Here is a 12,661-nt window from a genome sequence, read left to right on the forward strand (position 1 = left end):
GGGGATCGGCGCGCAGGTGGTACGCCAGCTCGTCCAGCGCGGGCGGCTCGTCGTCCACCGCCAGCACCCGAAGGAACCCCGTCACGAGGAAACCCGTACGCCGGGGTGGAACTTCGGCACCCGCATGCTCACCTTCGTACCCGAGCCGAGGCCGGTCTCGACGACCAGGCCGAACCCGTCCCCGAAGACCGACCGGAGCCGTTCGTCGACGTTCGAGAGGCCGACGTGCTGCCCCGGGTCGTCGGCCGGGTCGCTGCCCGCCCCGGACAGCTCGGCGATCCCGGCGGTCAGCGTCGTCGGATCCATCCCCACCCCGTCGTCCTCCACCGTGATGTGACACTCCGCGCCCGCGTCCCGGGCCTCGATGCTCACCATGCCGGTGCCCGGCTTGCGGGACAACCCGTGGCGGACCGCGTTCTCCACGAGCGGCTGCAGGCAGAGGAACGGCAGCGTCACCGGCAGCACCTCGGGGGCGATCTGCAGGCGCACCTGGAGCCGCTCGCCGAACCGCGCCCGCTCGATGGTCAGGTAGCGGTCGATCGAGCGCAGCTCCTCGGCGAGCGTGGTGAACTCGCCGTGCGCCCGGAACGAGTAGCGGGTGAACTCGGCGAACTCCAGGATCAGCTCCCGGGCCCGCTCCGGGTCGGTACGCACGAACGAACCGATCGCGGTCAGCGCGTTGTAGATGAAGTGCGGGCTGATCTGGGCGCGCAACGCGCGCACCTCGGCCCGGGCGAGCCGCTCCCGCGACGACTCCAGCTCGGCCAGGGCGAGCTGGTCGCCCGCCCAGTGCGCGGTCTCCAGCGTGGCCTGCACCAGACCCGGGGCCGGCCGCTCGCCGGCCACCGCCACCAGCGCGCCGACCACCCGGCCGTCCGCGCGCAGCGGCGCCACCACCGCGCCGCGGACCGGGCAGTCGACCAGGTCGCAGCGCAGCTCCGACTCGCCCAGCACTGTGGAACGCCCGCTGCCGACCGCGCGCCGGGCCGCCGCGACCAGTTGATCGCCGTGGTGCGCGCCCTGCCCGTCGACGGCGAGCAGCGTGTCCCGGTCCGTCAGCGCCAGCCCGGCCGCGCCCACCAGGGCCCGCAGATGGCGTACGGCCTTCGCCGCGTCCGCGGCGGTCAGCCCGGCGCGCAGCGGCTCGGCGGCGAGCCCGGCGGTGTGCAGCACCTCGTACGTGGCGCGCTGCGTCGCCGTGGCGATGCCCCGTCGGCCACGCAGCCGCAGCACCGCCCAGAGCGCCGCCGCCAACGCGGTCACGAGCGAGACGACGGCGAAGACGGCGGAGAGGTTGCCACCCACGCAGCGATCCTGCCGGGTGCCGGCCCGGTAGCGCTAGTACGCGCCCTTGCGGGCCAGCACCACGCCCACGGTCCGCCACAGGATGCTCAGGTCGTACGCCAGCGACCAGTTGTCGACGTAGTAGAGGTCGAGCCGGACCGCCTCGTCCCAGGACAGGTCGGAGCGGCCGGACACCTGCCACAGCCCGGTCATGCCCGGCCGGACCAGCAGCCGGCGGCGTACGTCGCCCAGGAAGTCGCCGTCGTCGGCGGGCAGCGGGCGCGGGCCGACGAGCGACATCTCGCCCCACAGCACGTTGATCAGCTGGGGCAGCTCGTCCAGCGACGTGGCCCGCAGGAAGCGGCCCACCGGGAAGACCCGGGGGTCCTGCTTCATCTTGAACAGCATGCCGTCGGTCTCGTTCCGGTCGACCAGACCGGCGAGCCGCTCCTCGGCGTCGACGTACATGGTCCGGAACTTCCAGACCCGGAACGTCCGCCCCTCGTGCCCGACGCGGGGCTGGCGGAAGAAGACCGGCCCGGGGTCGGAGATCCGGATGGCCAGGGCGATGGCGGCGAAGAGCGGGACCAGCATCAGCAGGCCCAGCCCGGCGGCCACCCGGTCCATCAGGTTCTTGACCAGCAGCGCCGGCCCGGACAGGGTCGGCTCCTCGACGTGCAGCAGCGGCAGGCCCTCGATCGGGCGGATGTGCACCCGGGGACCGGCGATGTCGGTGAGCTGGGGCGCGACCACCAGGTCGACGCCGGAGCCCTCCAGCTGCCAGGCCAGGCGGCGCAGCTCGCCCGGCTCGGCGCTGGCCGAGCCGCAGACCGCGATGGTGTCGCCGCCGACCTCACGTACCAGGGCGAGCACGTCGCGGCCCGCGTACACCGGCACCGGGGTCTCCAGGCCGCGGGCGGCGGCGTACCCGTCGGTGAGGTGGATGGCCACCGGGATCAGGCCGACCGACGGGTGCCGGGTGACAGTGGTGTAGACCTCCAGGCACTCGGGCAGCGTGCCGACGAGCACCATCCGGTGCCCGGCGTGCCCGAACCGGCGGCGCAGCCCGTGCAGGGCGGCCCGGGCGATCATGCGGCCGAGCACGATCAGCAACATCGCGCCGAGCAGCGCGAAGCCGACCGTCCACCGGGACAGGGAGTAGGTCTTCGTGGCGAAGGCGATGAACGAGACCGCCGCCGCCACCGCCACGCCGGCCCGGATCACCCGCTTGAAGTCGTCCGGGCCGAGCCCCAGGTAGCGCCGGTCGTAGGCCCGGTTGCCCCAGAGGAAGAGCAGCCAGCCGAGCGGCAGGAGCACGAACGCCACGGTGTAGAACCAGGCTTGCGGGGAGTTGCGGAAGCCCGAGTCGGCCTGCTCGAAGATCTGCACGGCCAGGAAGCTGGCCAGAGCCGCCGCGCCGAAGTCGAGCAGCAGCAGGAAAAGGATGTAGGGCCGGTGCCACCGGGAGACCCGGCGCCGGGCGCGGGCCCACGCCGACCGGGGTACGCCGTTGTGCGACGGCGGAGTCGGCGGCTGGATCTCAAAGCTGTCGACGTGCCGCACGCTCTTGCTCCGGCCTCTGTCGGTTACCGGGCGCTGGAGGCTTGTCGTCACCTCAACCCATGTCCTCCCGCATGACCCGCACCCTCACTCGCCGTGAGGATCCGGGTCGCTCACCGTCCCAGTCTCCCACGCGGGCCCGGCCCGGACCGGCCCCCGCGAAGAAGCCGTGCCGCTGGTGCTCGGTGAGATCTGGCCGGCTCCGAATCAGTTGTGAAGCCGGGGACCGAGCCACTATACCGATGGATGACCACTCGGGTAGAGGGGCGGACCCGGACCTTCGGTGATCCCGGGTCGATTCCACTCAGTAATCGCCGGGTGCGGTTACTCACCGTACGAGACGGGACAACCTTCGGTCAGCCAGCGGCTTCCCGCCGGTCTGACATGTGGGGCAGTACTGGAGGCTCGAATCGGCGAACGAGACCTCACGCACCGTGTCGCCGCAGACCGGACACGGCAGGCCCTTGCGGGCGTGCACCTTGAGCCCGGAGCGCTTCTCGCCCTTCAGCTCCGCCGCCCGCTGGCCCATCGACCGGCGTACCGCGTCGCCGAGGACCGTGCGCGTCGCCGCGTGCAGGCCGGCGAGCTGGTCGTCGGTGAGCCGGTCGGTGATCGCGAACGGCGAGAGCCGCGCCGTATGCAGGATCTCGTCGGAGTACGCGTTACCCACCCCGGCGAGCACCGACTGGTCGGTCAGCACGCCCTTCACCTGGCCCCGGCGACTGCGCAGCCGCTCGGCGAAGGTCGGCAGATCCGCCTCCAGCGCGTCCGGCCCGAGCTTCGCCACACCCGGCACCAGCGCCGGGTCGGTGACCAGATAGGCGGCCAGCTTCTTCTGGGTGCCCGCCTCGGTCAGGTCGAAGCCGGAGCCGTCGTCGAGGCGTACCCGCACCGCTATCGGGCCCTTGCCGGGCCGCAGCGGGGTCGCCGCCGGGAACGCCTCCCGGTAGTGCAGCCAGCCTGCCCGGGCCAGGTGGACCACCAGGTGCAAGCCCTCGTCGAACCGGACATCGAGGAACTTGCCGTACCGGCCGGCGCCGGTGACCGTACGGCCGGCGACAGTGCTCGGCGGCGGGTCGTACGTCTTGAGCGCGCTGATCGCGGCGACCTCGAACCGCTCCACGCGGCGGCCCACCGCACGCTCGCGCAGGTAACCGGCGAGCGCTTCCACCTCCGGAAGTTCGGGCACGGTACAACGGTAGCCTTCTTTCCCGTGAGAATCGTGGTGGCGCACAACCGGTACCGGGAAGCCCAGCCCTCCGGCGAGAACACCATCGTCGACGCGGAGATCGCCCAGCTCACCGCCGCCGGCGTGGAGGTGCTGCCGTTCCTGCGCAGCTCCGACGAGATCCCGTCGATGTCCAAGCCGGCCAAGGCGCTGCTGCCGATCTCGCCGATCTGGGCCCCGAAGGCCCAGCACGACCTCGACCGCCTGCTGACCGAGCACCGGCCGGACGTGCTGCACCTGCACAACCCGTACCCTCTGCTCTCGCCGTGGGTGGTGCGGACCGCGCACAAGCGCGGGGTGCCGGTGGTGCAGACCGTGCACAACTACCGGCAGGTCTGCTCCTCCGGGCTGTACTTCCGTGACGGCGTGATCTGCCAGGACTGCCGGGGCCGGGCGCTGGGCGTGCCGGCGATCGTGCACCGCTGCTACCGCAACTCGCGGGCGCAGAGCGCGCTGATGGCGACCACGCTCGCCGTGCACCGCCCGACCTGGAAGTCGGTGGACCGGTACATCGCGCTCACCACGGCTGTGGCTGATCATCTGCGCGACTACGGCATTCCGGAAGAGCGGATCGTGGTCAAGCCGAACGCGGTACCCGACCCGGGCACACCGGCGCCGGTCGGGAACGGCTTCCTCTTCATGGGGCGGCTCAGCCCGGAGAAGGGGCTGGACCTGCTGCTCGCCGCGTGGCGGCGGCATCCGGTGGGTGCGCTCGGCCCGCTGCGTATCGCCGGTGACGGCGAGCTGCGCCCGCTCGCCGAGGCGGCCGCCGCGGAGCGGCCCGACGTGCTCTACCTGGGCCAGCTCGACCGCTCCGGGGTACGCGCGGCGCTGGCCGACAGCTCCGTGGTGCTGGCCACCTCCACCTGGCACGACGTGCTGCCCACCGTGATCATCGAGGCGCTGGCGTCCGGGCGGCCGGTGCTCGGCACCGCGCTGGGCGGCATCCCGTACCTGGTGGGCGCGGACGGCCCGCGCGAGCCCGCCGGCACCGGCCCGGCCGAGGTGGCCACCGCCGCGCCCGGCGACGGGCTGGTCGCGTTGCCGGTCGGGGTGCAGCGCGGCGAGGCGGGTTGGGTGGTGGCGCCGGAGGCGGACGCGCTGGCCGCCGCGCTGCCGCTGGCCGCCGCCGAGGCGACAGCGCTGGCTCCGGCGGCCCGGAGCCGGTACGAGCGCACGTTCCACCCCGACGTGATCACCAAGCGCCTGATCGACATCTACGCCGACCTGGCCGCCCCCGGAGGCCGCCCCGCGCGCTGAGCCCAGGTGTGCTGAGCCCGGGTGTTAGGAAGGGCCCCTTCTTATGCACGAGGCGTTAAGAAGGGGCCCTTCCTTACCGCAGGGAGGCGCGGGCGGAGAAGGCGATGCTCGCCAGCAGGAAGCCGCCGTTGACGATCGTGAACGCGACCATCACCCAGAACGCCAGCGCGGGCGCGAAGGCCAGCACCAGACCGGCCACGAAGATCACCGCGCCGTAGTCGCGGACCAGCTTCACCAGGCGTACCGGGAGCGAGGTCGAGGTGACCATGCTCGCCGCGTTCGGCCCGGACTGCATCACCGACGTCACCAGGTTGACCATCCAGGTGCCCGCGAACACCGCCACCAGCCAGACCGGCGTGGACGGGCGCTGCGCCACCGCCGTCGCGCCGATGGCCGCGACCAGCGCGATCTGGGCGGCCACGTCGCAGAGCACGTCGATCCGGGCGCCAGCCGCGCTGCCCTGCCCGGTCACCCGGGCGAGCTGCCCGTCGGCGCAGTCCAGCGCGTACGCGACCTGCCACGCGACCAGCGCGAACAGCCCGACCGCCCAGGCCGCAACGGTGCCGGCGGCCACGTCGTCGGCGAGCGCCACCACGGTGACCGAGGCGGCCAGCCCCAGCACCAGGTTGGCCAGCGTCAGCGCGGTCGGGCGCAACCCCAGGCGCTGGGCGGCAAGCGCGAAGGCCGCCCCGATCCACTGACTGATCGACTCGCTGAACAAGCCGCCTCCCCGGTTGACCCGGTGGAAGTCGGCGACTGTGGGACGGGGCTCAGCCAATGTGGTCGCGGAGGGCACCGGCGTAGTCTGCCAGCCGCTCCCGCGTCTCGGTAGCGGACATCGCGAGGTGTTCGAGGATGGTGTAACGGTCCGGCCGGGTGGCCGGCGCGAACTGCACCGCCTCCACGAACTGGTCGTCGGTCAGCCCCACCTCGGCGGGCAGCCGGGGCAGCCCGTGCCGGGTCAGGCAGGCCGTCATCTCGGCGAACCGGCGCTCGTCGCCGCGCAGGTACGTGCAGAACAGCGCGCCGAGCCCGGCCAGCTCGCCGTGCGAGGCGGTGCCGGGGAAGAGCGCGTCGATCGCGTGCATGATCTCGTGGCAGCCGCCGCTGCACGGCCGGCTGGTGCCCTCGATCGCCATCGCCAGGCCACTGGAGATCAGCGCGTCGGCGAGCACCGTGACGAAGCCGTCGTCGTTCATGTCACCCGGGTGGTTGAGCACCGCCTCGGCGCCCGCGCGCGACAGCGAGGCGGCCAGCCCGTCGACCCGCTCACCGCGGACCCGCCGGGCCAGTTCCCAGTCCGCCAGCGCGCTGATGTTGCTGACCACGTCGCCGATGCCGGCCCGGTTGTGCCGCTCCGGCCCGGCCTCCACGAAGTCCAGGTCCACGATCACCGCGATCGGGATGTGCACGCCGTAGGACCCCTTCAGGCCCTCGGTGATCAGGCTCGCCACCGGGGAGGCGATGCCGTCGTTGGCGAGGCTCGTCGCCACCGACACCATCGGCAGACCGCGCCGGGTCGCCGCGTACTTGGCCACGTCGATCGTCTTGCCGCCGCCGATGCCGACCACCGCGTCGTACGACCGGGCGCGCAGCTTCGTCCCCAGGTCGTCGGCGGCGTCCAGCGTCCCCCCGGCCACGGTGAACACGTCGGCCGAGCGCAACGACGGCCGGATCAGCTCGGCGATCCGTTCGCCCTGCCCCGGCCCGACCACCACGGCGACGTCGCCACCGGCGGAGATCCGCCCGTCGGAGAGGATCGCCGCCAGGTCGGCCACCGCGCCCCGCCGCACGTCGATGTGCAGCGGGGTGAGGACGCTGCGGGCTAGTAGCGGCACGCGATCTCCCGCGCCCGGGCCAGATCGGCGTGGTTGTCGACCTCGACCCAGGAGACGTCACCGATCGGGGCCGCCCGCACCTCGCCGCCGCGCTCGGCGAACTCCTGGTAGCCGTCCTCGTAGTAGAGGTTCGGGTCGCGCTGCCAGGTCGCCTCCAGCGCGTCCGCGAGCGGCTCGGCCACCTGCGGCTCGATCAGCGTCGCGCCGATGTACTCGCCGTACGCCTCGCCCGGGTCCATCAGCTTGGTGATGCGGGTGAGCTGGCCGGCGGCGTCGAAGGTGGTCTTCATCTCCTCCTCGGCCAGCGGCTTGAGCGTGTCCACGGCGAGCAGGATGCCCGGCCCGCGCTCGGCCAGCAGCGTCTTCTCCACGCTCACCGGGTGCACGGTGTCGCCGTTGACGAGCAACACGCCCCGGGAGAAGTACTCGCGCGCCAGCCAGAGCGAGTACGCGTTGTTCCACTCCTCGGCCTTGTCGTTGTGGACCAGGGTGAGCGTGACGCCGTACTTCTCCTCCAGGGCGGCCTGCCGCTGCCGCACCGCGTCGGCCGCGTAGCCGACCACGATCACGACCTCGTTCAGCCCCACCTCGGCGAGGTTGCGCAGCGCGATGTCGAGGATGGTGGTCTCCCCGTCGACCGGCACCAGGGCCTTGGGCAGGGTGTCGGTGTACGGCCGCAGCCGGCGCCCCGCTCCCGCGGCGAGCACCATCCCGATCATGCCGACACGCTCCTCTTCTCGACCCGATTCCACCCGGCGAGGATATCGCCGGGCGCCGACCGGCAGTGGTTCAGCCCGTCAGCCCGATCGAACGCAGCGCGGCGAAGCCGTCCTCGGCGATCCGCCGGATCAGCCCGTCGTTGACGTCCCGGTGCTCGTCGAGCAGGTCGACGTCCGACTCCGCCAGCCAGCGGAACTCGGTGTGCTTGCCGGCCTCCAGCCGAGGGCGGCTCAGATCGCCGTCCACCCGGACCAGGAAGTCGGTCTCCACCCGGGTCAGCCCGTCGTCGGCGGTGTAACGGTATTCGCCGACCAGGCCGAGCACGTGCGACACGGACCAGCCGGTCTCCTCGGTGACCTCCCGGCGCAGCGCGTCGTCGATCTCCTCGCCCGGTTCGAGGTGGCCGCCGACGATGTCCCAGCAGTTCGGGAAGAGGCGTCGGTCGGGGGATCGGCGTTGGATGAAGATGCGGCCGTCGTCGTCGACGATCAGCGCGCCGGCGCAGCGCAGGGGCTCGGTGGGCACCCTCCGACAGTAGCCATCCGCGCCGCCTCCGGCGATGCCCGTCCTTGTCCCGGTACGCATAGAGGGCCCACCATGTCCGTACTCAGTCGCCGTCCCACAGGGGTGATGTGTGATGCAGGTACGCGAAGCGATGTCCAGCGAGGTACTCGTGGTCGGGCCGGAGCACACGCTCCGGCAGGCGGCCCGGATGATGTCGGCCCGCGGTGTCGGGTCGGCGGTCGTGATCGACCCGGACTCCGAAGGGGTCGGGATCATGACCGAACGCGACGTGCTGAAGGCGATCGGTGCCGGGCTCGACCCGGATGTCGAGCGCACCGGCGCGCACCTGACCTGGGACGTCGTCTACGCCGGCCCGGACTGGACGGTCGAGGAGGCCGCCGCGGCGATGGCCCGGGGCGGTTTCCGGCACCTGGTCGTGCTCGACGGGCGTGAGGTGGCTGGAGTGATCTCGGTACGGGATCTGATGCGGGTCTGGGCGGGGCAGCACGCGCCGACCCGGAGCTGAACCGGGCCGGCGCGACGGGCGCCGGAGAAGGGCGATGGCCCGGCCGATACCGGCCGGGCCATCGTCGTGTGTGTTCTGTTTCGGTCGTGCCGCCCGTCAGGGGCCGACGAAGACCGAGGTGCCGCGCCAGTCCACGTCGTCGACGCTCGGACCGCTGCGCACCGTGGCGGTACCGGTCGGCACGCCGCCCGACCACGCCATCGAGGCGAGGTTGCCGGTGCTCCGGGAGACGACGTAGAGCGTGTCGCCGTCCAGGAACAGGCCGCCCGCGTCGGCGAAGCCGGTGGTGCCGGTGACCGTGTTGCGCTCGGCGCCGACGGTGCCGGTGTCCGGCGCGAACCCGCGCCAGAACAGCGTGCTCTGACCGGCCAGCGAGTAGTAGACCCGGCCCTTGGAGTAGAACATCGCGGTCACGTTCGGCAGTTCGGCGGAGAAGTTGCCGGTCATGCCGGCGTAGGTGGAGCCCTCCGGCGCGGAGCCGGTGACGACCAGGTCCCACTTCGCGTCGTGGTACGGGTCCAGCTTCTTCGCGGTGCCGAACTCGGTGCCGTCGAACGAGCGCTTGTAGAGGTCGCCGCCGACGCCGTAGAACAGGTCACCGCCGACCCAGAACGCGCCCTTGATGTTCGACCAGCCGGTGTTGTCGCCGTTCGGCACCGACATCGCGTTGCCGACCGAGGACGCGCCGTCGTACGTCCGCTTGGTGATGCTGTCCACCGTGGTGGACGGCGGCACCGGCGGCAGCTTGACGATCTCGATGGCCTGCACCAGCGGGTTCTCCAGGACGCGACCGAAGTCGATGTCGATGTTGCCGTCACTGGTGACCGGGAACGCCCGCATGGTGCCCCGGTTGGTTGCGCCGATCGCCGTGATCGGGTCGAAGTTGCTCAGCTTGACGACGCCGTCGATGCTGACGTTGAACTTGCGCTTGCCGGCGGTGGCGGTACCGGCGTAGCGGTTCGCCAGGTAGAGGCGCACCTGCACCGGCGTGCCGGCCGGAACCGGGAAGTCCCACTGCATGTCCGGCGCGGTCGACTCGTCCCACCGCTCCGAGTTGAACAGCGTGGCCGGCGTGCTCGCCGGCACGGTGGCGTCGAACGTGGCGTTCGTCGGGTACGTGGTCACGCTGTTGCCGGTGTTGTGGTACGGGCTCGGCGAGGCCTCGCTGTCGGCGGCCCAGTCCGGCCCGCCGTCGGTGGCCGGGATGGCCGGACCGCCGGCGTTGACCCGGTAGAGCACCTCGGTCTGCGCCGCGCGACCGGCCTGGTAGACGTTGCCCGGCAGGCCCTTGGTGCTGGTCGAGTGCGGGGCGTTGCCACCGGCGAGCGGGAAGAACGCGAGCCGCTTGCGCTGGTAGTCGAAGTCGCCGATGTACTCCTGGTCGCTGCCCAGCCAGAGCCCCTCCGGGGTCACCAGCATCTCGGTGACGCCGTAGCCGCGCGGGTGGCGGCCCGGGTTCCAGGACAGCGGCAGGCCGCTGACCGGGTCGAGGGCGGCGATGCTGGCACGCGGCACCGCGCCCGGTCCGGCCTTGTCCCGGGCGAGGGGGTTGTTCGACCAGCGGAAGTGGCCGCCGACGTAGATGGCCTTCTCGCTGATGCCGACGGAGAGGAAGGTGTCGCCGCCGCTGAAGTTCGTCCAGGTCGGCTTCTGGCCGGCGCCGGTGGCGTCGGTCTCCCAGCGGGCCGCGGAGTCACAGAGCGTGCCGGGGTAGGACGCGCCGGTGGTGACGACCACGAAGTACTTGCTGTCCGGGGAGAACTGGACGTCGCGCACCCACGAGTCGAACGCGGTGTACTTGCAGGCCGCGGCGTAGCTGTCGGTGTTCCAGTCGGCGATGGTCGCGGAGTTCTCACCGAGGTTGATCCGCACGATCTGGTCGTGCACGACGCCGTCGGCCTTCTTGAAGTTGCCGATGACCACGAGGTGCTTGCCGTCCGGCGAGACGGTGAACTTCTCCACGCCGACACCGGCCGAGGCCCCGTTGTTGGTCGGGGTCCAGTTGTGGTTCTCGGTCAGCGCCACGGTGAGGTAGTCGTCCACCGCGCCGGTGGTCGGGTTCAGCGAGGCCAGCCCGTTGCGGTTGGTCGTCGCGGTGACGGTGGTGAAGATGCCGCCGACGAGCAGGTGGCCGTCGACGAGCGCGATGTCGCTGACGGTGCCGTTGAACGCCGGGCCCTTGAACCCTTCGACGGGGGTGCCGTCGGCGACGTTCAGCAGCGCCAGCTTGCGGAAGTTCTTGTCGCCGACCTTGTTGAACTTGCCGGCCACGTAGACGGTGCCCGGGGTCGGGCCGGCGATGATGGCGGTGACGTCGTTGTCCAGCACCGGCGCGAACGCATTGTCGATCTTGCCGGTGGCCTTGTCGAAGGCGAGCAGCCCGCGCCGGTCGACCGGAGTGGGTGAGGAACCCCGGTTCTGCGCGTTGGTGAACGAGCCGCCGACGATCACCTTGCTGCCGGCGTCGTGGATGGCCACCACGTTGCCGTCGTTGATGTTCGGCGTCTTGTCCGACGGCACCTCGCCGACCATCGTGCTGTGGTCGGGCGCGGGCGCGGTGGTCGGCGCGGCGAGCGCCGGCACCGGTGTGAACAGGGTGGCGATGCCGAGTACGGCAGCGCCGAAGGCGGACACCGAGCGGTGTCTCAGGATCGAGGAAGCCACAGGCTACTCCGGGGGGAATACGTCGGAGGCGCTGCGATCGTGGCCGGTGCCGACTTGAGGCGGGGCGTCACTCGACCGACCGCAGACGTGAGAGCAATACCTTCTCGCATTCGCCGGTCGCGCGTCCACCCGGGATCGGCCTTTTTGGCCGAGGAAACGGCCCGGGTCGCACGAAAAGACGAGCGACTATCACTCGCCGGACACGGAGGGTGTCCCTGAGGGGACGCTCAGGTCGGGCATCGGCGGCTGGAAGTACGGATCCGTCGCCATCTCCCGGAAGACCTTCTCGCTTTCCGGGTCGTCGCCGAACGTGCTGTCGTAAATCGGCTTCTGCGTCTGCTTCGCCGCGAAGTAGACCGCCGCCTTGATCTGCGGGTGCTTCTTCAGGTACGGCCCGACCTCGCGCATCCAGTCGGCCCGCTGCCCCGGACGCCCGTCCTGGGTCAGGCCGAACTCGCCGATGACGACCGGCCGCGGGTGCTTCTTGGCGAACGCCATGAAGTGGTCCATGCGATTGGAGAAGCTGTTCCACTCCGGGCTGGGATAGACGTCGGCGCAGAGCCAGTCGACCTGGTCGTCGCCGGGGTAGTAGGCGGCGGCCCGGCGCTGCGGCTCGGCGAAGCCGTCCGCGTGCGGGCACCACACCCAGGCCGCGTTGGTGACGCCCATCTCCGTGAAGATGCCGCGGACGTGCTTCCACGCGGCGACGTAGTCCTCCGGCGAGTGCATGCTCGCGGCCAGGTTCGGCCGGTCCATCTCCCACCGGTAGCGCAGCAGCACCGGAACGCCGAACTCCTTGACGTCGCGCGCGCGTTCCCGGATCAGCGTGTCGTAGATGCCGCTGACCGTGGAGCGGGTGTCGGTGCCCTGCCAGGAGATCATCTGGAGCCTGCCCCGGGCCTGGAACGCCCGCTCGCTGGCGCCCGGGAACGGCTCGTTCCACTCGTGGAACATGTGCGCGATGGCGAGCGTGCCGCCGGCGGCCCGGTTGAACTCGTCGAACGCGGCGGCCCGCCCGGTGGCGGTGTGGTACTGCGGCTTGACCCAGGTGCCGAGCCAGGCGCCCTGCTCCGGCGG

The 12,661-nt window shown here is 71.7% G+C and carries 11 protein-coding genes and 1 pseudogene; 2 read left to right on the forward strand and 10 right to left on the reverse strand.

Annotated features, from left to right (window positions below; all coding sequences use genetic code 11):
* The 4 genes and pseudogenes from KBX39_RS34020 to KBX39_RS09170 all read right to left on the reverse strand — a co-directional run.
* Positions 1-85, reverse strand: a pseudogene (locus KBX39_RS34020) (DNA-binding response regulator); the annotation flags it as partial.
* A complete protein-coding gene (locus KBX39_RS09160) occupies positions 82-1,305 on the reverse strand; it encodes a histidine kinase (RefSeq protein ID WP_064448098.1) in 1,224 nt (407 codons plus the stop codon). The gene KBX39_RS09160 and the pseudogene KBX39_RS34020, both read right to left, overlap by 4 nt.
* A 33-nt stretch (positions 1,306-1,338) precedes the next feature.
* Entirely contained in the window at positions 1,339-2,847 is a 1,509-nt protein-coding gene (locus KBX39_RS09165; RefSeq protein WP_210869994.1) for a sugar transferase, read from the reverse strand.
* 325 nt (positions 2,848-3,172) lie between these two features.
* Positions 3,173-4,033 carry an Fpg/Nei family DNA glycosylase gene (locus KBX39_RS09170; protein ID WP_069089257.1) on the reverse strand — a complete coding sequence of 287 codons (861 nt, stop codon included), beginning with the start codon at positions 4,031-4,033 and terminating at the stop codon, positions 3,173-3,175.
* 24 nt (positions 4,034-4,057) lie between these two features.
* Between KBX39_RS09170 and KBX39_RS09175 the strand changes: the two genes are divergently transcribed.
* Complete coding sequence (locus KBX39_RS09175) at positions 4,058-5,332, forward strand: glycosyltransferase family 4 protein (RefSeq protein WP_210869996.1); 1,275 nt, start codon at positions 4,058-4,060, stop codon at positions 5,330-5,332.
* A 73-nt stretch (positions 5,333-5,405) separates the two neighbouring features.
* Here KBX39_RS09175 and KBX39_RS09180 read toward each other — a convergent pair whose 3' ends face one another.
* The 4 genes from KBX39_RS09180 to KBX39_RS09195 form a co-directional block, all read right to left on the reverse strand.
* The gene (locus KBX39_RS09180; protein ID WP_210869998.1) at positions 5,406-6,128 is read right to left on the reverse strand and encodes a CDP-alcohol phosphatidyltransferase family protein; all 723 of its coding nucleotides are present in this window, start codon (positions 6,126-6,128) and stop codon (positions 5,406-5,408) included.
* Positions 6,103-7,170 carry an iron-containing alcohol dehydrogenase family protein gene (locus KBX39_RS09185; protein ID WP_210870000.1) on the reverse strand — a complete coding sequence of 356 codons (1,068 nt, stop codon included), beginning with the start codon at positions 7,168-7,170 and terminating at the stop codon, positions 6,103-6,105. The genes KBX39_RS09180 and KBX39_RS09185 overlap by 26 nt, the downstream gene beginning before the upstream one ends.
* Positions 7,158-7,889 carry a sugar phosphate nucleotidyltransferase gene (locus KBX39_RS09190; RefSeq protein WP_210870006.1) on the reverse strand — a complete coding sequence of 244 codons (732 nt, stop codon included), beginning with the start codon at positions 7,887-7,889 and terminating at the stop codon, positions 7,158-7,160. The genes KBX39_RS09185 and KBX39_RS09190 overlap by 13 nt, the downstream gene beginning before the upstream one ends.
* A gap of 70 nt (positions 7,890-7,959) precedes the next feature.
* Positions 7,960-8,415, reverse strand: coding sequence for an NUDIX domain-containing protein (locus KBX39_RS09195; protein ID WP_231915615.1), 456 nt, complete (start codon positions 8,413-8,415; stop codon positions 7,960-7,962).
* Positions 8,416-8,527: 112 nt separating this feature from the next.
* Between KBX39_RS09195 and KBX39_RS09200 the strand changes: the two genes are divergently transcribed.
* Positions 8,528-8,920 carry a cyclic nucleotide-binding/CBS domain-containing protein gene (locus KBX39_RS09200; RefSeq protein WP_030499400.1) on the forward strand — a complete coding sequence of 131 codons (393 nt, stop codon included), beginning with the start codon at positions 8,528-8,530 and terminating at the stop codon, positions 8,918-8,920.
* A 96-nt stretch (positions 8,921-9,016) separates the two neighbouring features.
* Here KBX39_RS09200 and KBX39_RS09205 read toward each other — a convergent pair whose 3' ends face one another.
* Complete coding sequence (locus tag KBX39_RS09205; RefSeq protein ID WP_210870002.1) at positions 9,017-11,584, reverse strand: malectin domain-containing carbohydrate-binding protein; 2,568 nt, start codon at positions 11,582-11,584, stop codon at positions 9,017-9,019.
* A 189-nt stretch (positions 11,585-11,773) separates the two neighbouring features.
* The coding region (locus KBX39_RS09210; protein WP_210870004.1) for a glycoside hydrolase family 26 protein at positions 11,774-12,661 on the reverse strand (888 nt) is incomplete at its 5' end.

This window comes from Micromonospora sp. D75 (genome assembly GCF_018070405.1).
Taxonomy (GTDB): Bacteria; Actinomycetota; Actinomycetes; order Mycobacteriales; family Micromonosporaceae; genus Micromonospora; species Micromonospora chalcea.